The following is a 22,504-nucleotide window of genomic DNA, read 5'->3' as shown; positions in this document are numbered from 1 at the left end:
GCAGTTCCCCGCGCCCCTGGGTGCGTCGTCCCCACGTAATTGGAGTGCTTGCCCCCTATGACCGCAACCATTGATCACGCAGCCCCCACCTCCCCCGGTCCCTACGTCTCCGGCACCCTGCCCGGGCCCCGCAGCGCCGAGCTGCTCGACCGGCAGGCCGCTCGGGAGTCCAACTCACGGTCTTATCCGCGAAAACTTCCCATAGCCATACGACGTGGCAAGGGGAGCTATGTGGAGGATCTCGACGGGAACGTCTTCCTGGACTTTCTCTCCGGGGCCGGGGTGCTCTCGCTCGGGCACAATCACCCCGAGCCGCTGGCCGCCGCGCACCGTCAGCTGGACGAGTTCGTGCACGGGCTGGATTTCCCCACCCCGATCAAGGACGAGTTCACCTCGCTGACCATCGGGATGCTGCCGACGCCGATGCGGGAGCGGACGAAGATCCACTTCTGTGGGCCGACCGGCGCCAACGCCGTGGACGCCGCGCTGAAGCTGTGCAAGACCGCCACCGGCCGTGAGGAGATCATCACCTTCCAGGGCGGGTTCCACGGCGCCACCATGGCCGCGATGAGCGTCACCGGGCTCGTCGAGCAGAAGGAGCCGGTACGCGGCCGGATGCCGGGCGTGCACTTCTTCCCGTACTCCAACTGCCACAGCTGCCCGCTGGGGCTGAAGCGGGAGAACTGCGAGGTCAACTGCGCCACCTTCCTGGAGCGCGCCCTCACCGACGTCAACGGCGGCATCACGCTTCCCGCCGCCGTGATCATGGAGCTGGTCCAGGGCGAGGGTGGTGTCATCCCGGCCGACGTGGAGTTCGTGCGGCGGGTGCGTGAGGTCACCAGGCGGCTCGGGATTCCGATGATCGTGGATGAAGTGCAGAGCGGGTGCGGGCGTACCGGTACCTGGTTCGCCTTCGAGCAGTACGGCATCGAGCCCGATGTGGTGTGTGCCTCCAAGGCACTCAGCGGCATGGGGCTGCCGGCCTCCGTGATCCTCTACGACGAGAAGCTGGACGCCTGGGCGCCGGGCGCCCACAGCGGTACCTTCCGCGGCAACCAGCCCGCCTTCGCCGCCGCCGTCGCCACCCTCAAGGTCGTGGCGCGGGACCGGGTGCTGGAGAACGTCCGCGCCCGGGCCGAACAGCTGATGGTTCATCTGCAGGGGCTGCGAGGCGTGAGCCCGTACGTCGCCGATGTGCGCGGCCTCGGACTGATGACCGGTGTCGAGCTCAACGACCCCGTCACCGGGCAGCCCGCCAGCGAGCTCGCCAAGCGGGTGCAGTGGGAGGCCGTCAGCCGCGGGCTGATCCTCGAACTCGGCGGCCGTGACGACTGCGTCGTGCGCATGCTGCCGCCCCTGAACTGCTCCGAGCAGGAGATCGACATCGCCGGACGCATCCTGCGCGAGGCCCTCACCGCCGCCGAGGAGGCCCTCCGATGAGCGCTCACGACGTCCATGACCTGGTCGTCGCCGGGTTCGGGCCCTCCGGGATCGCCCTTGCCGCCGCCGTCGAGGACCACGACGACGCCAACGGCGGGGTGCTCAGCGCCCGTTACCTGGAGAAGGCCGGCGACTCCGCCTGGCAGCCCAACCTCGTCCTGCCCGGCACCGACATCCAGCACCACTTCCTGCGCGACTTCGCCACGCCCCGCGACCCGCGCTCCCGCTTCGGGTTCCCGAGCTACATCCACCAGACCGGCCGCTTCTACCCGTTCACGCTGATGGGCGGCTACCCGAGCCGTCTGGAGTGGTCGGACTACGTGCAGTGGGCGGCCGGGCAGGTGCGCGGCCAGGTCGACTACCACCGTGAGGTGCTCGCGGTGGAGCCCGTGGTGGGGGACGGCGGGCGGGTGCTCAGTGCGCGGGTCGTGTCGCGTGATCCTCGCGACGGGTCCGTGCACCGCGTCGAGGGGCGCAACATCGCCCTCGCCACCGGACATGTGGCCTACGTCCCCGAGGTGTTCCAGGGGGCGCTCGGCGAACGTGTCTTCCACGCCTCCCAGTTGCTGCCCAAGCTCGCCGCCCTCGGCTCCCTGGACCGCGTCGCCGTCATCGGCGCCGGGCAGACCGCCGGTGAGATCGTGCTGCACCTCGCCGGGCAGAACCCCGACGCCCACATCCACTCCCTGGTCCGGCACGCCGGCTTCCGGATGTACGAGCTGGGCCACTTCAGCAACGAGGTGTACTTCCCCGACGAGACCGACTACTTCTACGCCCTCGGCGACGACGAGCGCGAGCGTGCCCTGAACCAGGCTCGGGCCACCAACTACGCCGCCGTGGACCCGGACGTCTCGACCGGGCTGTACCAGGCCGTCTACCAGGACCGGCTCACCGGGCGGCAGCGGCTGCACATGCACCGGCGGACCGATGTCCGGGAGGTTTCCGTCGTCGGGGACGCCGTACGCCTGGAGACAGAAGAGGTCTTCACCGGGGAGCGCGGCGTCATCGAGGCCGACGCCGTCATCGTCTGCACCGGCTACCGCGAGCCCGCCTTCCCCCGCCAACTGGAGTCGTTCAAGCCCTACTTGAAGCTGGACGCGCAGGGGCGGCCGGAGGTGACCCGCGCCTATCGCGCCGAGACCACCGGCGACTGCGAGGTGGGTCTCTACCTCGACGGCCTCACCGAGTGGCGGCACGGCATCGGCTCCGCCACCTCCTTCAGCCAGATGGCCGCCAAGGCCGACACCATCCACCGCGACCTGCGCAGCCGACTGCGGCAGCCCGTCGCCGCATGAACCGGGGGGACCCCATGAGCGAGCAGCAGAGCGAGCAGAAGAAGAGCTTGATGCACGTGTTCACCGCGCACGAGGAGGACATGGTCTTCGAGGAGCCGTACAACGTCAGCGGCCGGCGCATCTTCCCGTGGCCCGGCGCGGTCGAGGAGCCCTTCTGGGGCGGCGCCTGGGTGGACGTGGCGCCCGGTGAGACGTCCACCGCCCACCATCACGACGAGAACGAGATGTTCTTCATCACCGAGGGCAGCGGCGTCATGCGCATCGGCGAGGAGACGCGCCGGGTGCGGGCCGGGGAGACGGTGTTCATCACGCCGTACCAGGACCACGACCTGACCAACGACGGCGAGACCCGGCTGCGGTTCGTCACCATCTGGTGGGGCGGCGCCGAGGCGATCGCCCGCGAACGCGCCAAGTGGGCCTCGGTGTTCGAGATCGACGACCCGTCAGGCCCCGTCAACTCCCGTGTGGTGGCAGGGGTGTCCGTCTGATGAGTCCCATCGTGCACGCGCACGCCGACGCCGTGGTCGTCGGCGGCGGGGTGATCGGCGCGGCCATCGCGCACCAGCTCGCGCTGGCCGGGCTGGGCCGGATCGTGCTGTGCGACCAGGGGCGGGTCAACGCCCAGGGCGCCACGTCCCGTTCGGGCGGGCTGCTGCGGCTGCACCACACGTCGGTCGCCGACACGCGGCTGGCCGCACGCTCCCTGCCGGTCTTCGAGCAGTGGGCCGATGTCATCGGCGGGGACTGCGGCTACCGGCGCACCGGCTTCGTGATGATCGTCGGTGACAACCACGCCGAGGACCTGAAGCAGAACGCCGACGCGACGACGGACGCCGCCGGACACCGGCGCGTCGAGATCGTCGAGCCGGGCGAGCTGAAGGAGATCTATCCCGGGCTCAGCACCGAGAACATCGCGCTGGCCGCCTACGAGCCCGAGGGCGGCTACGCCGACCCGATGATGGCCTCCGGGGCGCTGCTGGCCGCCGCCTACCGGCTCGGGGTCTCTCCGTCCGAGGGCATCCGGGCGATGAAGGTCCTGGAGCACGCCGGTGTCGTCACCGGTGTCCTCACCTCCATCGGCCGCATCGACTCCCCGCTGGTCGTCCTCGCAGGCGGCGCCTGGGGGTCCGCTCCCGCCGAGTACCTCGGCGTGCACATCCCGGTGACCGCCCGCCGGATCGGCCTCGCGCAGGCCGAGCTGCCGGGTGCCGGGCGACGCGGCTCGCGGGCCTCGGTGCCCACCTGCATCGACGACACCACCGGCTCCTACTTCCGGCCCGACGGCCTGGACCGCTTCTACTTCGGTGTGCCCAGCAAGCCCGACACCGAGCTGGGCCGGGACGTGGAGCCGCTGACGCAGGCCGAGCTGGAGGCGGCGATCAACGCGATCGCGGTCCGGGTCCCGCAGGCCGCCACGGCTCCGCTGGCCGGCACGCGCTCCGGGCTCGACGGCTACACGCCGGACAAGCGGCCCGTCGTGGGCGCCGCCGGGCCCGACGGGCTCTACCTCGCCCTCGGCTTCAGCGGCGGCGGCTTCAAGATGGCGCCCGCCGTCGCGGAGCTCGCCGCGCGGGAGATCATCGACGGCGGTGCCGTACCCGGCAAGGCGGTCCAGGAACTCCTGGAGCCCTACCGGCCGCAGCGGTTCCTCGCGGGCCGGCCGGTCAGACCGGAGGCGCCGTATGACCACATGTGAGCCAGGGCCGCGGCTGCGGGCGCTGCTCGCCGAGGACATCGCCACCGTCCTCGCCAAGGACCCCGCCGCCTCCTCCCGCGCCGAGGTGCTGCTCTACCCGCACATCCACGCCCTGTGGACGTACCGGATCGCGCACCGCCTGTGGCGGCGCGGGCACCGCTTCACCGCCCGCGCCCTGTCGCTGCTGGCCCGCGCGGTGAGCGGCATCGAGATCCACCCGGGGGCGCGGATCGGGCGCCGCTTCTTCGTCGACCACGGCACCGCCGTCGTCATCGGCGAAACGGTCCGCATCGGCGACGACGTGATGCTGTACCACCAGGTGACGCTCGGCTCGGTCGGCTGGTGGAAGGACCTGCGCCGCCCGGCCGGGTCCCGCCGCCACCCCGTCGTCGGCGACCGCGTGATCATCGGCACCGGCGCCAGCGTGCTGGGCCCGGTCACCGTCGGCTCCGACTCCCGCGTCGGCGCCCACGCCATCGTCCTGGACGACCTCCCGCCGCACAGCCGCGTGGTGGCCCCGACCTGCGAGGTGCTCCCGGCGCTCGACACCGGCGCCGTGCCGGAGCCCGCCCTCAACCAGCTCGCCTCCTAAGCCTTCTAAGGACTTCACGACCATGACCTCGTACGTCGTCACCAGCGCCCCGCCCAACCCCAACGGCGACCTCCACCTCGGCCATCTCTCCGGCCCGTTCCTCGGCGCCGACATCCTCAGCCGGCACCTCCGCCAGCGCGGCAACGACGTCCGTTACGTCGGCTACTCCGACGAGCACTCCTGCTACGTCCCGCGTCGTGCCGCCGAGATCGGCTCCACCGCGTACCCGACGGCCAAGCTGTTCGGCGACCGCATGGAGCAGACGCTGTCGCTGGGCTCGATGCACCACGACTGGTTCACCCGCCCGCTGACCGACTCCACGCATACCGAGTTCGTCCAGCGCTTCTTCCTGGAGCTGTGGAACGCGGGCGCGCTGAAGGTCGAGGAGCTGCCCGTCTTCCGCTGCGAGCCCTGCGACCGCTATCTGTACGAGGCCGAGGTGCGCGGCGAGTGCCAGTTCTGCGCCGACCCCTCCGACGGCATCTACTGCGAGGCCTGCGGTCTCGCCCAGGACCCGGCCGGCGTGGCCAACCCGAAGTGCACGTCCTGCTGGCAGGAGCCGGGCCTGACCACCCTGCGCCGGATCGTCTTCCCGCTCGACGACTACCGCGACCGCCTCCAGGCCTATTACACGGAAGCCCAGTCGAAGGCGGAATGGCGCCCGCGCCTGATCTCCTACCTGGACGGCCTGTTCGAGCGGGCGCTCCCCGACACCCCGATCTCCCGCGAGGCCGACTACGGCATCCCGGTCCCGCTGGAGGGCTGGGAGGGGCACATCCTCGACACCTGGTTCAGCGGCATCTTCGGCTACGCCGCCGCCACCGCCCGGCTTTCGGAGGCGCACGGCGACAAGGGCGAGTGGGAGCGCCTGTGGACCAACCCCGACACGAGGATCATCAACTTCATCGGCTTCGACTGCTCCTTCTCCCACGCCGTCCTGTGGCCGGCCCTGCTCCTCGCCCAGGGCACGCTGACCCTGCCCTCCCAGGTCGTGATCAACGAGTTCTACCGGCTGGAGGGCGACAAGTTCTCCACCAGCCGCGGCCACGCCATCTGGGGCGGCGAGTTCCTGCGCCGCGTCAACGCCGACGCCCTGCGCTTCCACCTCGCCCTGACCGGCCCCGAGCGCGAGCAGAACAACTTCTCCATGAAGGAGTTCGCCGACACCGTCAGCACCGTCCTCGCCGGTGGCATCGAGCGCTGGACGGACACCGTCCTCGACCTGTTCTCCCAGGACTTCCAGTCGACGGTCCCCGCCACGCCCCTCTCCGTCACCTTCCTCGACGAGGACCGCGCCGAACTCCCGGACCGTATCGCCGCCGCGCTCGGCGCGGAGACCTTCTCCCCGCAGAAGGCCGCCGCCGAACTGGCCGTGGTCGTCGACCGCGCCGTGGACGACCTGCGCCAGCTGTCCCTCGTACGCGCCGCGGGCCCCCGCGAGGAGTACGCCGCCCGTCTCGTCGCCCACCTCGAACTCCTCGCGGCGGTCGCGGTCACCTCGGCCCCCCTGATGCCGGGCTGGTCCGCCCACCTCGCGGGACAGCTGGGCGTGCCGGTGGACATGACGACGCAGATGCCCAAGTGGGAGACCCTGGACGGCCGGTTGGTCCCGGCGGGCACCCAACTCCCGGACGCGGCCCCGCTGTTCTTCCACGAGCTGTCATGAGGGGTGGGGGTACGGGGGTGCGGGCGGCCGGTGCCGGATCGCGTGCCGTGGCCGGCCCGTCGGCTGCCGGAGACGCCGCGGCCGGGGCGAATGCCTCGGCGAGCGTCGTGTCGGGAGCGGGCAGCCCGGCGGCCACCGATGCGGGTCTCACCACCCCGCCCACCGCCCCTGCCACGGGCGGCCACGCGGTCGCCCCGGCCGGGGTGCGAACCCTCGGCGCCGCCGGGAACCGTGCTCTTGTCGCCGTTCTCGGTGCGGGTGCCCTGCTGTTGCCCGCCGCTCTTGCTCCCGTGCCGGTCGGGTGGTCCGTGGTGGTCGCGCTCGTGGTGATCATCTGGTGTCTGCTCGTCGCGGGCGCCGGGGGCACCGCGCAGGGCGGGGCCGTGGCCTTCGTGCGGCGGCGGCTGGGGTTCCGGGCCGCGCGGGTCGTCACGGGGCTGTACTTCGCCGGGTTCGCCACCGGGCAGGCGGCGGTCGCGCTGACCGCCGGGCGGTTCGCGGCCCGGCTGTGGGGGGACGCCTTCCTGTGGTCCGTCGCGGTCCTCCTGGCCGCCGCCACGTGGGCCACCTACCGGCCCCGCCCGCTGTCCACGCCGGTACGCCGGCTGCGGCTGGCGGCGGTCCTGGCCGCGGCCGGCGGCTGGTGGGCGCTGGGCGGCGTCCCCGACACGTCCGCCTCCTGGTGGGCGGTCCTCCCGCTCCTGTTCGGCTGGGTCGGCGTCGAGAGCGCCGTGCCCGCGGGCGCGGTACCGCAGCGCGCCGCCCTCGCCGGCACCCTGCTCGGTGTCACCGGCGCCGCCGCCCTGTACGCCGTACTCCTGCGCCCGCCCGCTCCCCTCGCCGACCTCCCGCTGGCGCCCCTCGCCGCGCTCAGCGCCCTCACGCTCGCCCTCTACTGCCGCACCAACCTCCAGGCCACCGGCGCGCGTTGGCACGAACTGACCAGCCGTCCGCAGGCGGAGGGCGCCGCGGCTGCCGCCACCCTCGCCCTCGTCACCCTTACCGTCGCCCATCTCGCGGACGGCAGCACCGCCGTTCTGCTCCTGCTTCCCGGCACCGCGACCGCGGCCATCCTCACGGTCGTCGCCTGTGCCGCCGTCCACACCCTCACGAACCGACCCAAGGAGACGTCCCATGACCACGACCGCCACCACCGCCCCCTCGAAGGTGCTGCGCGTTCCCGCCGCTGACCCCGCCGAGGCGCTCGCCCACTTCCGTGGACGGCTGTCCTTCGAGGCCGACGCCTCCGACGTGCACGCCGACATCGAGTCCGGCGCGAAGGGGTTCGTGCTGATCGACACGCGCAGCACGGAGGCGTGGGAGCAGGGGCACATCCCGGGTGCCGTCCATCTGCCGACCGACGACATCGCCGAGCGGGCCGCCGAGCTGGTGCCGGCCGGGGCGATGGTCGTCACCTACTGCTGGGGGCCGGGCTGCAACGGGGCCACCCGTGCCGCGTACGCCTTCGCGGGCCTCGGCCACCCGGTCAAGGAGATGCTGGGCGGCTTCGAGTACTGGTCCCGCGAGGGCTTCGAGGTCGAGGACGCGGCCGGCGTCCGCAAGCAGGCGATCGACCCGCTGACGGCTCCGGTCAGCGGTATCGCCTGCGCCTGCTGAGCGACGGCATTACAACAGGCCGTGCTCTACCGCCCGTTGGCCCAGCTGGAAGCGGCTCTGCGCGTCCAGTTTCTCCATCAGCTCGGAGATCAGGCGCCGTTCGCTGCGCAGTGAGATGCCGAGGCGGCGGGCGGCGGCCTCGTCGGTGTAGCCCTGGGCGAGCAGGCGGAGCAGTTCGCGGGGCTGGGAGCCGGGGTCGTCGAGGCTACGGCGGGCCGGTTCACCGAACGGCGTCGCCGTGTCCCACACGGCGTCGAAGAGGGCGCAGAACGCGGCGACCGCGCCGGGCTCGCGCAGCAGGACCGCGCCGAGGGAGCTGTCGTCGGGGTCGATCGGCACCAGGGCCTTCTGCCGGTCCAGGATGATCATCCGCATCGGCAGGGCGGGGACGGTGCGCAGTTCGCCGCTGCGCTCGGTGAGCCAGCGGGCGTGTTCGACGCTGACCTGGTCATTGCGGATGGAGTCCTGATAGACGCCCTTGACCGTGACGCCGCGGTCGAGGAGCCCGGTGGTGATCGGCTCGCTGGCCTCGAACTGGGCCGCGGGCTGCGGGCCGCCGGGGTGGAAGCTGATGATCTCCGTGCGGACGTCGGCGGTCAGCTCGGTGATCTTGGCGCGGACGGCCTCGACCCCGAGGAATCGTTCCGCCTCGTGCTCGGGTTCCTCGGGGTGGAGCTCGGCGTACTGGGTCAGCAGCGCGTCGGCCGCGGCCTGGCTCTCGGCGAGGGCGCGCTGCCGCTCGACGATCTCGGCCTGCTGGTGGGCGAGCAGGGAGTCGAGGGCCGCCTTGGGGGCGACCACCCGCAGCCGGTTGTCCCGGCGCCAGGCGGGGGTGAGCAGGGAGAGACGGGTCAGTTCCTCCAGCTCCTCGCGCACCACGTCCTCGGTGACGCCGAGTTCCTTGGCGGCATCCGCGACGGCCAGGTCCGGCCGTCTGAGAATGGCGCGGTACAGACGGTCGGACTGCTCGGTCAGTCCGAGAGAAACCAGCACGCAAGCCCCCCAGCTTCGTGTCACGGAGGGGCAGCGGGTCCCGACAACGCTGGCGGCACCTGGGGAACGGGCTCGTCCCAGCCCCGGCGCGGCCACTCCGTGGGTCAAGTCATGCGGAGGGATTGTGCCGCTCCGCGGGGTCCCACCACAAGCCTGTCCGGGGGGTGGACGCGCAGGTCAGCAGCATGACGTGATCATGCTCGTGGCGGTTCACCAAGATCACCCCGGGAAGGTGTGAAGATCCCGTGTCCGCGCGCCGGGCCGTCCGGGCCGCCCACTGGCACACATGTGCCAGATCGTTTCGTGCCACGGAAAACACGCGACTCGAGGATCACTCGAACCCCAGTATGGAGTCACGCCGAACCGCCCGGAACGGCCCAACTCCCGCTAAAACACCAATACTTGGGGGAACCAAATGCGCCGCATGCTCGCCACGATCGTCGCCGTCACCGCCGCCGCCCTGATCGCCGTCCTCGGTGCGAGCGACTCCGGCGCCGACGCGCAGACGACCACCGTGGCGACCGCGACGGTCACCGACCCGGGCTGGTCCTAGTCCACACCGGCACCACACAGAAGGGGCCCGGAACCGCCACACGGTTCCGGGCCCCTTCGGCTATTCACCCGCATTTCATCTTCAGGGCCGGCGGCCTGTACCCGCCAAGGTCGTCGATCATGGCGGGCTCACAGGAGCCGTACAGGCGTCCCGACGTCCGCGCACAGCGGCCGTGGGTCTGATGGAGACGTACGCACTCACCGGAAGCGCTGGAGGTAGCGATGGTTGTCGCCGTGCCGCTCGCACTGTTGCTGATCGTCGGAGCGGTGTTCGCGGTCGTCGCGCAGCGCCGACACGGCGGGCGGGGACCGGCGGCGATGGTGTCGGTGCCCGTGCGGGCGGCCGAGGCACCGGTCCCCGTCCCCGTTCCCGCCCCCGAGCCCGGCGGGCGGGGCGAGGCCGAACGGTGGGTGGAACGGCTCGGCGCGGGGCTGGCCGGGATCGACGCGGCCGGCGACACGGCGGCCGTGTTGGCCCTCGCGGACGCCACCGAGCGGTACCGCGCCGCCAAGGAGCAGCTGGCCGCGGCCCGGTACGAGACCGCCGGGTCGACCGCCGTCGAGGGCCTGCACTACGTGCGCGGCGCCCGGGTCGTCCTCGCCCTCGACCCGGGCCCGGCCCTCCCGGCCCTCGGCACACCCGCCGTCACCGCCCGCGACGGTCGCGTCATCGTGGCCGACCGCACGTACACCGTCTCCAACCGGTGGCGGAGCGGGGTGACGCCGTACTACTACGCGGGCGGGGTCGTCGACGGGCGCCGGGTTCCGGGCGGGTGGTACAGCGTGCCGTGGTGGAACCCGGCGCTGGCGGCGGCCTGAGGCTCAGATCACCCAGAGCAGTCCGTTGCCGCCCAGGAGCGTGCCGCTCTGCTGGGTGAGACCGACGGACGCAGCCGTGAACAGCTTGCTTCCAGTGGCCACCGGACGGGACGAACCACCGGGGAAGACCCACACGGCGCCGGTGTAGTTGTTCTCGCCGGCCGCGCCGACGAACAGCTCCGGCCTGCCGTCCTTGTTCACGTCCCCGACCGAGACGGTGGTGCCGAAGAAGTCGTCGTCCTCGGAGGCGCCGGGCACCCCCGCCGTGTCCTGGGAGAAGGAGTACGAGCCGGTACCGAGGGCGCCGGTGGCCCGGCCTGGGATGACGGTCACCTGACCGGCGCGGCCCTCGGCGAGGTCCTCGTAGGGCGAGCCGACGACGATGTCCGCGAGGCCGTCGCGGTTCAGATCGGCCACGGCCAGTCCCGCGCCGAAAGAGTCGCCTTCCTCGCTCGCGCCGGGAACCGAGGGGGTGTTCTGCGTGATCTGCACGGGCGGGGCATCCTTCGCGATGCCGCGCGCCGAGCCGTACCAGACCAGGACCCGGCCGCCCAACGCACCGTCCACGCCCGGGGTGTCGGGGTCCTCGGGGTCGCCGACCACCAGGTCGGCGTAGCCGTCGCCGTTGAGGTCGCCGGTGGCGGGGATACGGCCGTTGCCCTCGGTCTGATAGACGGGAAGGTCATCCGACAGGTCGTCGTCCTCCGGGTCGATGACGACCTGGCCGCCGGTCTCACCGCTCTGGCCGAACGTGACGTTCACGTGGTCCTGGGCTCCGTCGCCGTCGAAGTCGCCAAGCGCCACGGAGCCGGCCCAGGAGTAGTCCGCGACCGCGGAGGCGCCGTAGGAGCCGGTGCGGCTGAACGGGCCGGTGAAGAGGGCGGAACCGTGCCAACTGCCCACCAGGACTTCTGTCTTCGCACCCGAAGAGCCGCTCGTCGCTGCGATGTCCAGGCCGAAATAGAGGGGCTCGAGGCCCTGGTAAGCCGAGGCCGGCAGGCTCGTGCCGCTCGTCAGCCCGCTACCGCTGCCCCAGAGGACCGTGACCGCGCCGCGGTTGGTGCCCCCGGTCGTGTCCTCGTACGGGGACCCCACGACCAGGTCGGCGTACCCGTCGCGGTTCAGGTCGGCCGTCGCGGTGGCGTATCCGAACATGTCGTTCTTCTCGGCCGTACCCGGCACCCCCGAGCTGTTCTGCGTGAGGGTCTTCCGGTGGCTCGCCGCCAGGCCCGTCTTCGAGCCGTACAGCACGACCACCGCCCCCGCCGCCTCCTTGCCGGCCACGTCCGCCCCCGGCGCGGGCAGCACCGCGTCCTTGTAGCCGTCCCCGTTGAAGTCCCCCGGGACCCCACCGTGCACCGCTGCCGCCGGAACCGCCGACACCAGGGTGCTCCCCATCAGACCCGCGACCGCGACAGCGGCCAGGCCCCATCCATGTCTGTGAGTCACGGGCGCAGTGTAAAGGCGCCCGGGGTCGCAGGGACCCCGGGCGCCTCAACCTGTGAACTGTGCTGCTACGAAAGGGACTTGTATCCGCCGAACCCGGTCGCGATCTTCACCCGCGCCCCGAACGACCCCTTCCCGTCACCGCTGTTGCGGTACAGGTTGCCGCTCGTGTCGCGGGACACGATGTCCGCCCTGCCGTCGTCGGTGATGTCGCCGACGCCGACCACGACGTTGTACGAGCCGCCCCAGTCGGTGAAGAGCTTCACGCGGGCCTTGAAGGTGCCGTCGCCCTTGCCGTCGTAGCGGTAGAGGACGTTGGACTTGTCCTGGGCGAGGAGGTCGCCGATGCCGTCGCCGTTGAGGTCGCCGGCGCCGACGATCTTCTTGTAGCCCTTCCAGTTGTCGTAGAGCTTGACGCGCGACGACAGCTTGCCGGTGTCGGTGCCCTTGTAGAGGTACACGGTTCCCGTCGACGCGTTGCGGGTGATCAGGTCCGGACGGCCGTCACCGCTGATGTCGCCGGGTGAGGTCAGCACGTCGTACTGCGTCCAGCCGCTGGTCGCGAGCGTGGTGTAGGAGGTCGAGGGCTTGACCGCCTTGCCGCAGCCCGGCTTGTACAGGCGCAGGGCGCCGGAGCTGTAGCGGACCAGGACGTCGTTGCAGCGGTCGCCGCTCAGGTCACCGAACGGGATCGCCTTGACGGAGGTGGCCCAGCCGGTGCCCGTGTACTTGTCGCCGAACTTGCCGGTGCCGGTGCCGGACTGGAAGGTCAGGCCGCCGGAGGAGTTGAGGGTGAGCAGATCGCCGCGGCCGTCGGGGCCGTCGGGGCTGACGAAGTCGCGCCGGACCGCCGCCCCGTTCTGCCGGAAGCCCTTGCCGGTGGCCGCCGTGACCTCGGTCGAGGTGCCGAGCGCGGTCCCCTTCAGGGTCCAGGTGAAGGCGCCGTTGGGGAAGCGGTCCCCGGTCACCGTGGTGCCGTACCAGTCGGTCGTCACCCACGCCTTGGCCCCGGCGCCCTTGACGGTGGTGCTGACCTTGCCCTTCGCGCCGCTCTGGACCGAGGTGAAGGTCACCGACCAGGAGCTGACCGGGCGGGACAGCAGCCACAGGCCCTCGAACTTCGTCCCGGAGGAGACGTAGTCGCCGGTCTGCGTCTCGAAGACCGTCAGCGCGGACGGGGTGACGCCCGCGGTGGCGACATGGGTGCGCTCGTACTCGTCGAACCAGGCCACCAGGCCCGAGTACTCGTCCACCGTCCAGCGGTACCGCCGGTCCACGGTCAGGCCGTTGTCGGGCAGGCCGGAGGCGACCGTGCGGGTGGTGCCGGTGGCCGCCTCGGTGAGCACCAGGGTGCCGGCGGTGTGGTCGTGGCGGACCGTGAAGCCGTCGCCGAGGAGCACGTCACCGGGGGTGACCGCGGTCGCCGTGGCGGCCTTCGTGTCGTACACGCCCGCCGAGTCCGTGCCGCACGCCCAGTACACCCAGCGGCCCGCCGCCTGGAGCTCGCTCGGCACACAGGCCAGGCCCGGCACGGTCACCGTGGAGAGCGTCTTCGCCAGCGGAATGCTGTACGAGGTGAGCTTGCCGGCGGTGCTGGTGGCACTCCAGAGGGTGGAGCCGCCCAGGGCGGCGGCCCGCACGGACCGCTTGAGCTTCTCGCCCTGGCCGAACTCGCCGACGTACTGCACCGGCGACGTACCGCCGGAGTTGTAGACGGCGTAGTCGTCGGAGACGTCCACGATCGCGCCGTCCCGGCCGCCGAAGTCCAGTTCGTGGCCGCCGATCGCGACCAGCCGGTCGTCGCCCAGGCTCTCGCCCTCGTCGGTGCCGCCGTTGGTGTCGAGGTAGACGTCCTCGCCGTCGACGTTCCCCCACAGCGGCGCGCAGGTGGTGTCGGCGTACGGGCACACGGCCATGGAGTTGTAGGAGGCGTCGGCGGTCGCGTCGTACGCCTTCAGCGCGGTGGAGCCGTTGGTGGACAGCTCGCGCACGGACGTCGTGCGGTCGGACTCGGCGACGCGCAGGCTGCCGCGGCCGAGCGCGATGCCGGTCTTGGCGTTCTCCAGCGCCGGGGCCTGCGACACCTTCTCCAGGGAGGGCGTGCCGTCCTCGGCCAGGCTCACCCGCCGCACCCACCAGTCGGTGGCGTCGGTGCCACCGCTGACCAGCGCGGTGCCGTCACCGGCGGCCAGCGTGTACGCGCCGGCGCTCTCCAGCAGCGTCCGCTGCTGGGTGGGGTCGGTGATGTTCACCGCGATCAGCTTCGAGCCGAGCGCGCTGGAGGACAGCGGCAGCACCAGCCAGTCGCCGACCAGGACCGGGTCGCCGTCGAGGGCGCCGGGGTGGGCGGGCAGGGTGACCACCTGCTCGGCGGCGCTGAGGTCGGTGCGGGACTTCAGGTGCAGTTCGGCGGTGCCGTTGTAGTACCAGCCGACGCGGTCCCCGCTCATCAGGTACGTCGCGTCGCTGGTGCCGCTCTCGAAGGCCTGGGTGCTCACGGCCGACGCGAGGTCGATGTAGTGCAGCGAGCCGAAGGTGCTGTTCTGCACGAGCAGCCCGGAGGCGTCGGCCGCGAGGACGCCCTCGGACTGGATGTTCACCGTGTCGCCGGTGACCTTGCGGGTGCGCCACTCGCCGTCGACCCGGTCGATCAGGGAGTTGGTGGTGACGATCGTGTCGCCGGCCAGCGCCCGGTAGTAGCCCTGGCCGTACTGGAGCGAGCCGTTCCAGCTCACCTTCTTCGAGGTGGCCGTCGCCGGGTCCCAGAGGGTGGCGTACGCGTCGGTGGCCGTGGCCGGCAGGGCGACCAGGTCGGCGTCCACGCCGTACCAGGCCGTACGGCACTCCGAGCCGATGACGGTGCAGCCGGTGCCCGGTGTGTAGACGCCGTCGGCGTTCTCGACCGTGACCGTCGTGCCGGTCGCGAAGTCGGTCCACAGCAGCCCGCTCCGGCCGGTCTGCCGGTGTAGGAAGCCGGTGTCGCCGTCGACGTACGGGCGGTCGGTGCGCGGTGTGGTGGAGCTCGGGTCGGTCAGGGTGACCGTGGTGGTGCCGGCGGCCTCGGCCGCCTCCGCGGAATCGCCGCCCTCCGACAGGACGACCACGGATGCGGCCGCGACGGCGACCGCGAGCGAGGAGACGGCAGCGGCCAGACCGCCCCGTCTCAGGGCGTGTCTGCCCACGTGAGGTTCCCTCCCCTGCGAGAGCCCCTGCCCTCGCACAAGTGGCCGGATATTACCAAGACTTCCTAAAGTCGCCGCGGTGCCCCTGACCCGACCTCACCCGGGTACATGCCGACGCCCCCGAAGAGGACTTCGGGGGCGTCGGGGCACGCGAGCCGGATGTCAGCGCGCGACGTACTGCGTGAGGATCGCCTGCACCTCGTAGATGTCGACGCCCTTGGTGAACGTCTTCTGGATCGGCACCGACTGGCCCGAGACCCAGATCTTCAGCTCGGCGTCGAGGTCGAAGGTGCCGGCCGTCTCCACCGCGAAGTGCGTGATGCTGCGGTACGGGACGGAGTGGTACTCGACCTTCTTGCCGGTGATGCCCTGCTTGTCGACCAGGATCAGCCGGCGGTCGGTGAACATGATGACGTCGCGCACCAGCTGGTACGCCGCCTGCACGCCCTCACCCGCGCCCAGCAGCTTGGCGAAGTCCGAGGCCGCCTGGCCCGGGTCGATGGTGTGCGCGTTGCCGAAAAGTGCCATGGATGAAACCCCCCACTAGTGATCTTCGGGCATGTATAGCGCGTCGCCCGGGTCCCTGCCTAGAACATGTGGAGGATTAGTGATCGTCACGCGTCGTAACTCCCGTCCCAGGGCGCTCCGAAGCCCAGCCGGTCGGGATACAGCTCGGCCCACCCCTCCCCGTCCTCCTCGCCGGTGACGAGCCCGAACAGCACGCCGTCCACGACGAGTTCGAAGGGCCGTATCGCGATGTCGGTGTAGGTCCGCCGGGGCAGGCTGCGCAGCCGCGTCGCCAGATGGGCCCGGGCGCGCGCCAGCACGGAGGCGTCCCGCTGCTGTTCGGCCCAGGTCCCGGCACACCAGATCTCCGAGTCGCGGTAACCGCCCTCGGCGTCGAAGGTGTGCAGCACGGAGTAGAGGCGCTTCTGCTCCTCCCAGCCGTCGTCCGGCCGGAAGCCCTTGGGGAAGGCGTAGGTGACCGACCCCAGGAACTGCCCCTCCGTGTAAAGCCCGATGGCCTCGGTACGGCCGTGCGGCTCGTAGGCGATCGGGATGATGCCAGGTACTGCCATGGCGCAAACCATACGTATGTTTCCTGGCAAGTTCCGCCCCCTGGCCACAACTTGATCACCGACAGAGCCAAAGTTTTACGGCAACCTTTTGGATCTCCACGACCACAGAACAGTCGGAAGTACCCCCCAAGTACGTAAGGACTCACCTGTGGCTGCTCCTTCCCACCGCCGTTCCCTGCGCAAGCGGCGCTCCCTCGTCATCACCGCCGCCGCCGTGGCCGCGGGCGTCGGCGCCGGTGTCGTGGTGATGAACGCGAACGCCGGGACCACCGCCGCCGCCGACCTGTACCACCAGACGCTCGCCGCGAAGGACGGCTGGGCGTCCTCCGGCACCGGCACGACCGGCGGCACGAAGGCCGACGCCGCGCACACCTTCACCGTCTCCACCCGCGCCCAGCTGGTGAAGGCGCTGGGCTCGGCGTCGGACACCACCCCCCGGATCATCAAGGTCAAGGGCACGATCGACGCCAACACCGACGACGCCGGCAAGAAGCTGACCTGCGCCGACTACGCCTCGGGCACCGGCTACTCGCTCACCTCGTACCTGAAGGCGTACGACCCCTCGACCTACGGCCGCTCGAAGCTCCCCTCCGGCACCCAGGAAAAGGCCCGCGCCGCCGCCCAGACCAAGCAGGCGAAGAACGTCGTCCTCAAGGTCCCGGCGAACACGACGATCGTCGGCGTCCCCGGCTCGAACCCCGGTCTGAGCGGCGCCATGCTCCAGATCCAGAACGTCGACAACGTCATCGTCCGCAACCTCACCTTCGCCGCCACCGAGGACTGCTTCCCGCAGTGGGACCCGACCGACGGCGACGACGGCAACTGGAACTCCAACTACGACGCGTTGACCCTGCGCGGCGCGACCCATGTCTGGGCCGACCACAACACGTTCACCGACACCCCGCACCTGGACTCGGCGAACCCCAAGTACTACGGCCGCGAGTACCAGATCCACGACGGCGAGCTGGACGTCACGAAGAGCTCGGACCTGGTGACGATCTCCCGCAACGTCTTCTCCAACCACGACAAGACGACCCTGATCGGCAGCAGCGACAGCGAGCCGGCCGGCAAGCTGCGCGTCACCCTCCACCACAACGTCTACAAGGGCATCGTCCAGCGCGCCCCGCTCTCCCGGGTCGGCCAGATCCACATCTACAACAACTACTACGACGTCACGCCGCTGAACGGATACGCGGTGCAGTACAGCATCAACTCGCGGGCGAAGGCGCAGGTCGTGGCCGAGAACAACTACTGGAAGGTCCCGTCCTCGGTGAAGGTGTCCAAGCTGCTCAGCGGCGACGGCACGGGTGCGATCAAGGGCTCCGGCAACCTGGTCAACGGCACGGTGACCGACCTGGTCGCCGCCTACAACGCCGCGTCGTCGAAGGACCTGAAGACGACCGTCAACTGGACGCCGACGCTGACGGCGGGCCTGGAGTCGGGCTCGGCGGTGACGAACCTGCCGACGTCGCTGGGGAAGACGGCGGGGGCGGGGGTGCTCACTTCGTGAGCTGCACGGGCACGAACCGCCATACGCCGTCGGACTGATGGCCGTTGATGCGGCTGAGGGTGTGGAGGTGCAGCTCCGCACCCTCTTCGCGGATGGTGCCGTCGTATTCGATGGGGCCGCCGTAGAAGGTCGTGGCCGCGAACTTGATGCGGTCACCGACGATTTCGTACAGTCCCGTCCCCAGGTCCGGATGTTCCCGGTTGAACCACGTGATGATCTGCTCGGCGGACCCGCTGGTCGTCACCTCCAGCATGGTGCCTTCCGGGTAGAACCTGAGGAACTCCGTGTACCCCTCGTCCGTCGCCGGCTTGGCGTAGAACCCGTCGTACCGGACCCCGACGTCGGCGCCTTTGACCAGCGCCAGCGAGCGCAGCAGCCGGCCGAACCCGTCCTCCCTGAACAGATCAACCCGGTGCCACCTCTGCAACCGCTCCGGGACCTCGCAGTCCTCCAGGCGGGCCGGGATGACGTAGATCGTGCCCTCGGGCTGGTGGTCGGCGAAGTCGAGGACGAGGCCGATCTCCTTCTGCACGTATCCGGTCTTGGTGACCGACGCGCGTGACAGGCAGACCAGGACCAGGTCGGAGGCGCGGATCGCACGGCGGATCTCCCGGTCCCAGTCCTGGCCCGGGAGGATGTCCTCCTCGTCGAGCCAGGGCTGGAAGCCCGCGGACAGCAGTTGCGTCCGCAGGCGCCGTACGTCTTCTTTGTCCCCCGACGAATGGCAGAGGAAGATCTTCAGCACGCCCCCGCCCCTCTGTTACTCCGCCGTGCCGCCGAAGCGCTCCTTGTACGTCTCCAGGTCCTCGTCCGTGAGCTTGGCGAAGAGGACCGGGGGGACGGTGAAGGGGGTGCCGGCCGGGACCGCGGTGAGGGACTTGGCCTCGGCCTCGGTGATCCAGGTGGCGGTGTCGTCGGCAAGGGTGAAGGCCTGGCGCATCGCGGCCGAGGTCGCGGGGATGAAGGGCTCCGAGACCACCGAGTAGAGGTGGATCAGGTTCATCGCCGTGCGCAGCGTGAGCGCGGCGCCGTCCTTGTCGGTCTTGATCTCCAGCCAGGGGGCCTTCTCCTCCAGGTAGGAGTTGCCGGCCGACCACAGGGCGCGCAGCGCCGACGCGGCCTTGCGGAACTGGAGGGCCTCCATCTGGGTCTCGTACTCGGCGAGGAGGCGGGCGATCTCCTCGCCCAGCTTCGCCTCCGCCTCGCCCGGGGTGCCGCCCTCGGGGACGTCGTCGCCGAAGCGCTTGCGGGAGAAGGACAGGACACGGTTGACGAAGTTGCCGAGGGTGTCGGCGAGGTCCTTGTTGACCGTGGCGGTGAAGTGCTCCCAGGTGAAGGACGAGTCGTCCGACTCCGGGGCGTTGGCGATGAGGAAGTAGCGCCAGTAGTCGGCCGGGAGGATCTCCAGGGCCTGGTCGGTGAAGACGCCCCGCTTCTGGGAGGTGGAGAACTTGCCGCCGTAGTACGTCAGCCAGTTGAAGGCCTTGACGTAGTCGACCTTCTTCCAGGGCTCACGGACGCCGAGTTCCGTGGCCGGGAACATCACGGTGTGGAACGGGACGTTGTCCTTGGCCATGAACTCGGTGTAGCGGACCGGGTTCTCGCCGGAGTCCGCCTCGTACCACCACGACTTCCAGTCCCGGTTCTCCGGGTCGAGGTCCGACCACTCCTTCGTCGCGCCGATGTACTCGATCGGGGCGTCGAACCACACGTAGAAGACCTTGCCCTCGGCCGCCAGCTCCGGCCAGGTGTCGGCGGGGACGGGGACGCCCCAGTCCAGGTCACGGGTGATGGCACGGTCGTGCAGGCCCTCGGTCAGCCACTTGCGGGCGATGGAGGAGGCCAGCTGCGGCCACTCCGCCTCGTGCCGGGAGACCCACTCCTCGACCTCGTGCTGGAGCTTCGACTGGAGGAGGAAGAGGTGCTTGGTCTCGCGGACCTCCAGGTCGGTGGAGCCGGAGATCGCGGAGCGCGGGTTGATCAGGTCGGTGGGGTCGAGGACACGGGTGCAGTTCTCGCACTGGTCGCCGCGGGCCTTGTCGTAGCCGCAGTGGGGGCAGGTGCCCTCGACATAGCGGTCCGGGAGGAAGCGGCCGTCGGTGGGGCTGTACACCTGGCGGATCGCCCGCTCCTCGATGAACCCGTTCTCGTTGAGGCGGCGGGCGAAGTGCTGGGTGATCTCGACGTTCTGCTCGCTGGAGCTGCGGCCGAAGTAGTCGAACGCGAGCGCGAAGCCGTCGTAGACCGCCTTCTGCGCGTCGTGCGCCTGGGCGCAGAACTCGGCGACGCTGAGTCCGGCTTCCTTCGCGGCGAGCTCCGCCGGGGTGCCGTGCTCGTCGGTGGCGCAGATGTAGAGGACGTCGTGGCCGCGCTGGCGGAGGTACCGGGAGTACACGTCCGCCGGGAGCATGGACCCCACCATGTTGCCCAGGTGCTTGATCCCGTTGATGTAGGGAAGGGCGCTGGTGATGAGGTGTCGAGCCATCGGGGGCTGCTCCCAGGTCGGTTCTGTTTCGGGTTTTCGAACCTTGAAATCGTAGCCGACATGTGTATGCCGCCCGCTTCCCGTATTACGGGGTGAGAAGCGGGCGGCACGGGTGTCGCTATGAGTGTTGCTACGAGTGTTGTTACGGGCGCCAGTCGATCAGTACGCCGTCGTAGAGCTCCGCGTCCGTGAGCTCCTTGGGGGTGGGGCCCGCGTGGAAGAAGGCCGTGTTGTCGGTTTTCAGCTTGCGGAGGTAGTCGAAGGCCTTGTTCTCGTGCTCGCCGAACGCGACGAAGGAGAAGAACACGGAGGGGTGGCTCTTCGCGGCCTCGGTCAGGGCCTGGGTGGCGGGGGTCTTCGCGTCGGGGGCGCCGTCGGTCTGGAAGACGACGAGGGCGGGGGCGGGGGCCTTCGCGTCGGGGGTGGTCGTCTTGTCGTAGTGGGCGAGTACGGCTTCCACGGCTGCGTGGTAGCTGGTACGGCCCATGCGGCCGAGGCCGGCGTGCGCCTCGTCGATCGCGTCCTTGGGGGAGGCGGGGGTGAGGTCGATGGTGCCGTCGACCTCGGTGGAGAAGAAGACGACGTGGACGGAGGGGTCCTCGGGCGAGAGCTGGGCGGCGAGGGCGAGCGTCTGGTCGGCGAGGGCCTGGGCGGAACCGTCCTTGTAGTACGCGCGCATGCTCGCGGAGCGGTCGAGGACGAGGTAGGTCCTGGCGCGGGCGGTGGTGAGGCCGGCCTTGGCGAGGGCGGTGCCGGCCGCGTCCGCCTCGGCTCCGCCTTCGGCGCCGGTGTTCCCACCCGCACCACCCGTGACGGTTTCGTCGTCAGCTGCGGGTGGCCCCTGCGGGGCGGACTCGCCGTCGGCGGCTGCGGCGACCGGGGCGGGGGCGACCTCGGGTTCCGGGGCGACCTCGGGCTCAGGGGTGACCTCGGGCTCAGGCTCGGGCTTGGCCTCGGGCTCGGGGATGGTTTCGGCGACAGGCTCCGGCTCCTCGGCGGCAGCCGGCTCCGCCGCGGCCTCGGGCTGGGTGTCCGCGGCAGACTCGGCCTCGGCGATCGGCTCGGGCTGCGGGGCGGCCTCGGGCTCCGGGGTGGTTTCGGCCACTGGTTCCGTCTCGGCCTCGGCGACTGGCTCGCTCTCGGCAACCGGCTCCGCCTCGGGGGTGACCTCGGCGATCGGCTCCGGCTCTTCGGCGGCGGACGCCTCCTCCGTGACGGGCTCCTGGACGGCCGTGGGCTCGTCGGCGGGGGCGGCATCCGACTCCGGCTGGGTCTCCGTGACGGGCTCGGCTTCGGCGACCGGCTCGGCGGCCTCGGTCTCCGCGACACCCTCGGCCTCGGATGCCGTGGCGGGCTCGGGCGTGGGCTCCTCGGCGGCGGGCTCCGACGCTGCCTCCGCCACGGATTCCGCCACCGTTTCCGCAGCCGGTTCCGGGGCGGCGTCTTCCGCGACCGCCTCCTCAGCGGAGGGGGCTTCCTCCGCGACCGGCTCCGCGGCGGCCACCGGCTCGTCCTCAGCGGCGGGCGCCTCTTCGGCCACCGGCTCCTCGGCGACCGGCGTCAGCTCCTCAGCCTCAGCCTCAGCCTGCGCCGCCTCCGCGACGGGCTCCTCCGCGACGGGCTCCGCCGCGACGGCCTCAGCCACCACCGGCGTCGCCGCCTCCGGCACCACCGGCGTAGCGTCCTCCACCGGTGCGGCCGGCTTCGGGACCGTCACCTTGTCGAACGCCGCCGAGACCAGATCGTGCTCGTCCTTGGTCGACAGGGACGTCGAAGTGAACGTCGATACCGACGTGGCCGCCGACGGCCGCTGCTCCGGAACCTCAGCCTTGACCACCTGCTCAGGCGCCGCAGGCTCCGGCACCGTCGGCTGAGCTGTCGGCTGCGTCCCCTCCGCACCCTCTGCCTCGGCGGTACGCCCCTTGCGTGACCGGCCGAACGCGTTCCGCAGGAGAGTGAGAATGCCCATGTGCGCAACCCTTCGCATGAGTTGATGCCCGTAAATCCCTGGCCAGGACGGACACGTAAGGTTAGCGGCCCCGGATGGAGATCTTGGGCCGGGGAGGGCACCGGAGGCCGCTCCCGTCAAGGCCCGTATTCGGTCTTACTGCGCAACCCATCCCCAACTCCCA

19 protein-coding genes are annotated in these 22,504 nt (G+C 70.9%); 11 read left to right on the top strand and 8 right to left on the bottom strand.

Features of this window, described 5'->3' with window-relative positions:
• The first annotated feature begins 57 nt into the window (after positions 1-57).
• The 8 genes from OG885_RS22330 to OG885_RS22295 are packed head-to-tail and all read left to right on the top strand — an operon-like array spanning position 58 to position 8,306.
• Positions 58-1,440: a diaminobutyrate--2-oxoglutarate transaminase family protein gene (locus tag OG885_RS22330; protein WP_405734334.1), complete on the top strand. Its 1,383-nt coding sequence runs from the start codon at positions 58-60 to the stop codon at positions 1,438-1,440.
• Positions 1,437-2,735 (top strand): SidA/IucD/PvdA family monooxygenase, encoded by a 1,299-nt coding sequence (locus tag OG885_RS22325; protein WP_405734332.1) that lies wholly within the window; start codon positions 1,437-1,439, stop codon positions 2,733-2,735. The genes OG885_RS22330 and OG885_RS22325 overlap by 4 nt, the downstream gene beginning before the upstream one ends.
• Before the next feature lie 14 nt (positions 2,736-2,749).
• Entirely contained in the window at positions 2,750-3,223 is a 474-nt protein-coding gene (locus tag OG885_RS22320; RefSeq protein WP_405734330.1) for a cupin domain-containing protein, read from the top strand.
• The gene (locus OG885_RS22315) at positions 3,223-4,431 is read left to right on the top strand and encodes an NAD(P)/FAD-dependent oxidoreductase (RefSeq protein WP_405734328.1); all 1,209 of its coding nucleotides are present in this window, start codon (positions 3,223-3,225) and stop codon (positions 4,429-4,431) included. Before OG885_RS22320 ends, OG885_RS22315 begins: the two co-directional genes overlap by 1 nt.
• The gene (epsC, locus tag OG885_RS22310) at positions 4,418-5,023 is read left to right on the top strand and encodes a serine O-acetyltransferase EpsC (RefSeq protein WP_399953020.1); all 606 of its coding nucleotides are present in this window, start codon (positions 4,418-4,420) and stop codon (positions 5,021-5,023) included. Before OG885_RS22315 ends, epsC begins: the two co-directional genes overlap by 14 nt.
• 22 nt (positions 5,024-5,045) lie before the next feature.
• A complete protein-coding gene (locus tag OG885_RS22305) occupies positions 5,046-6,689 on the top strand; it encodes a methionine--tRNA ligase (protein WP_405734326.1) in 1,644 nt (547 codons plus the stop codon).
• A 47-nt stretch (positions 6,690-6,736) separates the two neighbouring features.
• A complete protein-coding gene (locus OG885_RS22300) occupies positions 6,737-7,879 on the top strand; it encodes a hypothetical protein (protein WP_405734324.1) in 1,143 nt (380 codons plus the stop codon).
• On the top strand, positions 7,824-8,306 hold the full coding sequence (locus tag OG885_RS22295; protein WP_329336914.1) for a rhodanese-like domain-containing protein: 483 nt from the start codon (positions 7,824-7,826) through the stop codon (positions 8,304-8,306). The genes OG885_RS22300 and OG885_RS22295 overlap by 56 nt, the downstream gene beginning before the upstream one ends.
• A 9-nt stretch (positions 8,307-8,315) precedes the next feature.
• Here the strand turns inward: OG885_RS22295 and OG885_RS22290 are convergent, their stop codons facing one another.
• The gene (locus OG885_RS22290; RefSeq protein WP_405734322.1) at positions 8,316-9,299 is read right to left on the bottom strand and encodes a DUF6879 family protein; all 984 of its coding nucleotides are present in this window, start codon (positions 9,297-9,299) and stop codon (positions 8,316-8,318) included.
• 415 nt (positions 9,300-9,714) lie between these two features.
• On the opposite strand from OG885_RS22290, the gene OG885_RS22285 reads away from it, so the two are divergent.
• Positions 9,715-9,852, top strand: a complete 138-nt coding sequence (locus OG885_RS22285; RefSeq protein ID WP_399953006.1) for a hypothetical protein — start codon at positions 9,715-9,717, stop codon at positions 9,850-9,852.
• A 221-nt stretch (positions 9,853-10,073) separates the two neighbouring features.
• Positions 10,074-10,670: a hypothetical protein gene (locus tag OG885_RS22280; protein WP_405734320.1), complete on the top strand. Its 597-nt coding sequence runs from the start codon at positions 10,074-10,076 to the stop codon at positions 10,668-10,670.
• Positions 10,671-10,673: 3 nt separating this feature from the next.
• On the opposite strand, the gene OG885_RS22275 is transcribed toward OG885_RS22280, so the two are convergent.
• The 4 genes from OG885_RS22275 to OG885_RS22260 form a co-directional block, all read right to left on the bottom strand.
• A complete protein-coding gene (locus OG885_RS22275) occupies positions 10,674-12,119 on the bottom strand; it encodes an FG-GAP-like repeat-containing protein (RefSeq protein ID WP_405734318.1) in 1,446 nt (481 codons plus the stop codon).
• 65 nt (positions 12,120-12,184) lie between these two features.
• Complete coding sequence (locus OG885_RS22270) at positions 12,185-15,298, bottom strand: FG-GAP repeat domain-containing protein (protein ID WP_405734316.1); 3,114 nt, start codon at positions 15,296-15,298, stop codon at positions 12,185-12,187.
• 162 nt (positions 15,299-15,460) lie between these two features.
• On the bottom strand, positions 15,461-15,826 hold the full coding sequence (locus tag OG885_RS22265; protein ID WP_329336908.1) for a PH domain-containing protein: 366 nt from the start codon (positions 15,824-15,826) through the stop codon (positions 15,461-15,463).
• A gap of 86 nt (positions 15,827-15,912) precedes the next feature.
• Complete coding sequence (locus OG885_RS22260; RefSeq protein WP_405734314.1) at positions 15,913-16,377, bottom strand: hypothetical protein; 465 nt, start codon at positions 16,375-16,377, stop codon at positions 15,913-15,915.
• Between the two features lie 148 nt (positions 16,378-16,525).
• Between OG885_RS22260 and OG885_RS22255 the strand changes: the two genes are divergently transcribed.
• On the top strand, positions 16,526-17,887 hold the full coding sequence (locus tag OG885_RS22255) for a polysaccharide lyase family 1 protein (RefSeq protein WP_405734312.1): 1,362 nt from the start codon (positions 16,526-16,528) through the stop codon (positions 17,885-17,887).
• On the opposite strand, the gene OG885_RS22250 is transcribed toward OG885_RS22255, so the two are convergent.
• The 3 genes from OG885_RS22250 to OG885_RS22240 all read right to left on the bottom strand — a co-directional run bounded on the left by OG885_RS22250 (position 17,877) and on the right by OG885_RS22240 (position 22,341).
• Positions 17,877-18,632: a toll/interleukin-1 receptor domain-containing protein gene (locus tag OG885_RS22250; protein ID WP_405734310.1), complete on the bottom strand. Its 756-nt coding sequence runs from the start codon at positions 18,630-18,632 to the stop codon at positions 17,877-17,879. The genes OG885_RS22255 and OG885_RS22250 overlap by 11 nt on opposite strands.
• 15 nt (positions 18,633-18,647) lie before the next feature.
• Entirely contained in the window at positions 18,648-20,372 is a 1,725-nt protein-coding gene (metG, locus tag OG885_RS22245) for a methionine--tRNA ligase (RefSeq protein WP_405734308.1), read from the bottom strand.
• 142 nt (positions 20,373-20,514) lie between these two features.
• Complete coding sequence (locus tag OG885_RS22240) at positions 20,515-22,341, bottom strand: VWA domain-containing protein (RefSeq protein WP_405734306.1); 1,827 nt, start codon at positions 22,339-22,341, stop codon at positions 20,515-20,517.
• Between the last annotated feature and the right edge of the window lie 163 nt (positions 22,342-22,504).

Source organism: Streptomyces sp. NBC_00028 (genome assembly GCF_045041065.1).
GTDB lineage: Bacteria > Actinomycetota > Actinomycetes > Streptomycetales > Streptomycetaceae > Streptomyces.
This window is presented reverse-complemented; position numbering and strand designations above follow the sequence as displayed.

Excerpts from the sequence above, each read along its gene's own strand:
- OG885_RS22330 (WP_405734334.1), top strand. The coding sequence starts at position 58 with ATGACCGCAACCATTGATCACGCAGCCCCCACCTCCCCCGGTCCCTAC.
- OG885_RS22325 (WP_405734332.1), top strand. The coding sequence starts at position 1,437 with ATGAGCGCTCACGACGTCCATGACCTGGTCGTCGCCGGGTTCGGGCCC.
- OG885_RS22320 (WP_405734330.1), top strand. The coding sequence starts at position 2,750 with ATGAGCGAGCAGCAGAGCGAGCAGAAGAAGAGCTTGATGCACGTGTTC.
- OG885_RS22315 (WP_405734328.1), top strand. The coding sequence starts at position 3,223 with ATGAGTCCCATCGTGCACGCGCACGCCGACGCCGTGGTCGTCGGCGGC.
- epsC (WP_399953020.1), top strand. The coding sequence starts at position 4,418 with ATGACCACATGTGAGCCAGGGCCGCGGCTGCGGGCGCTGCTCGCCGAG.
- OG885_RS22305 (WP_405734326.1), top strand. The coding sequence starts at position 5,046 with ATGACCTCGTACGTCGTCACCAGCGCCCCGCCCAACCCCAACGGCGAC.
- OG885_RS22295 (WP_329336914.1), top strand. The coding sequence starts at position 7,824 with ATGACCACGACCGCCACCACCGCCCCCTCGAAGGTGCTGCGCGTTCCC.
- OG885_RS22285 (WP_399953006.1), top strand. The coding sequence starts at position 9,715 with ATGCGCCGCATGCTCGCCACGATCGTCGCCGTCACCGCCGCCGCCCTG.
- OG885_RS22280 (WP_405734320.1), top strand. The coding sequence starts at position 10,074 with ATGGTTGTCGCCGTGCCGCTCGCACTGTTGCTGATCGTCGGAGCGGTG.
- OG885_RS22265 (WP_329336908.1), bottom strand. The coding sequence starts at position 15,826 with ATGGCACTTTTCGGCAACGCGCACACCATCGACCCGGGCCAGGCGGCC.
- OG885_RS22260 (WP_405734314.1), bottom strand. The coding sequence starts at position 16,377 with ATGGCAGTACCTGGCATCATCCCGATCGCCTACGAGCCGCACGGCCGT.
- metG (WP_405734308.1), bottom strand. The coding sequence starts at position 20,372 with ATGGCTCGACACCTCATCACCAGCGCCCTTCCCTACATCAACGGGATC.
- OG885_RS22240 (WP_405734306.1), bottom strand. The coding sequence starts at position 22,341 with ATGGGCATTCTCACTCTCCTGCGGAACGCGTTCGGCCGGTCACGCAAG.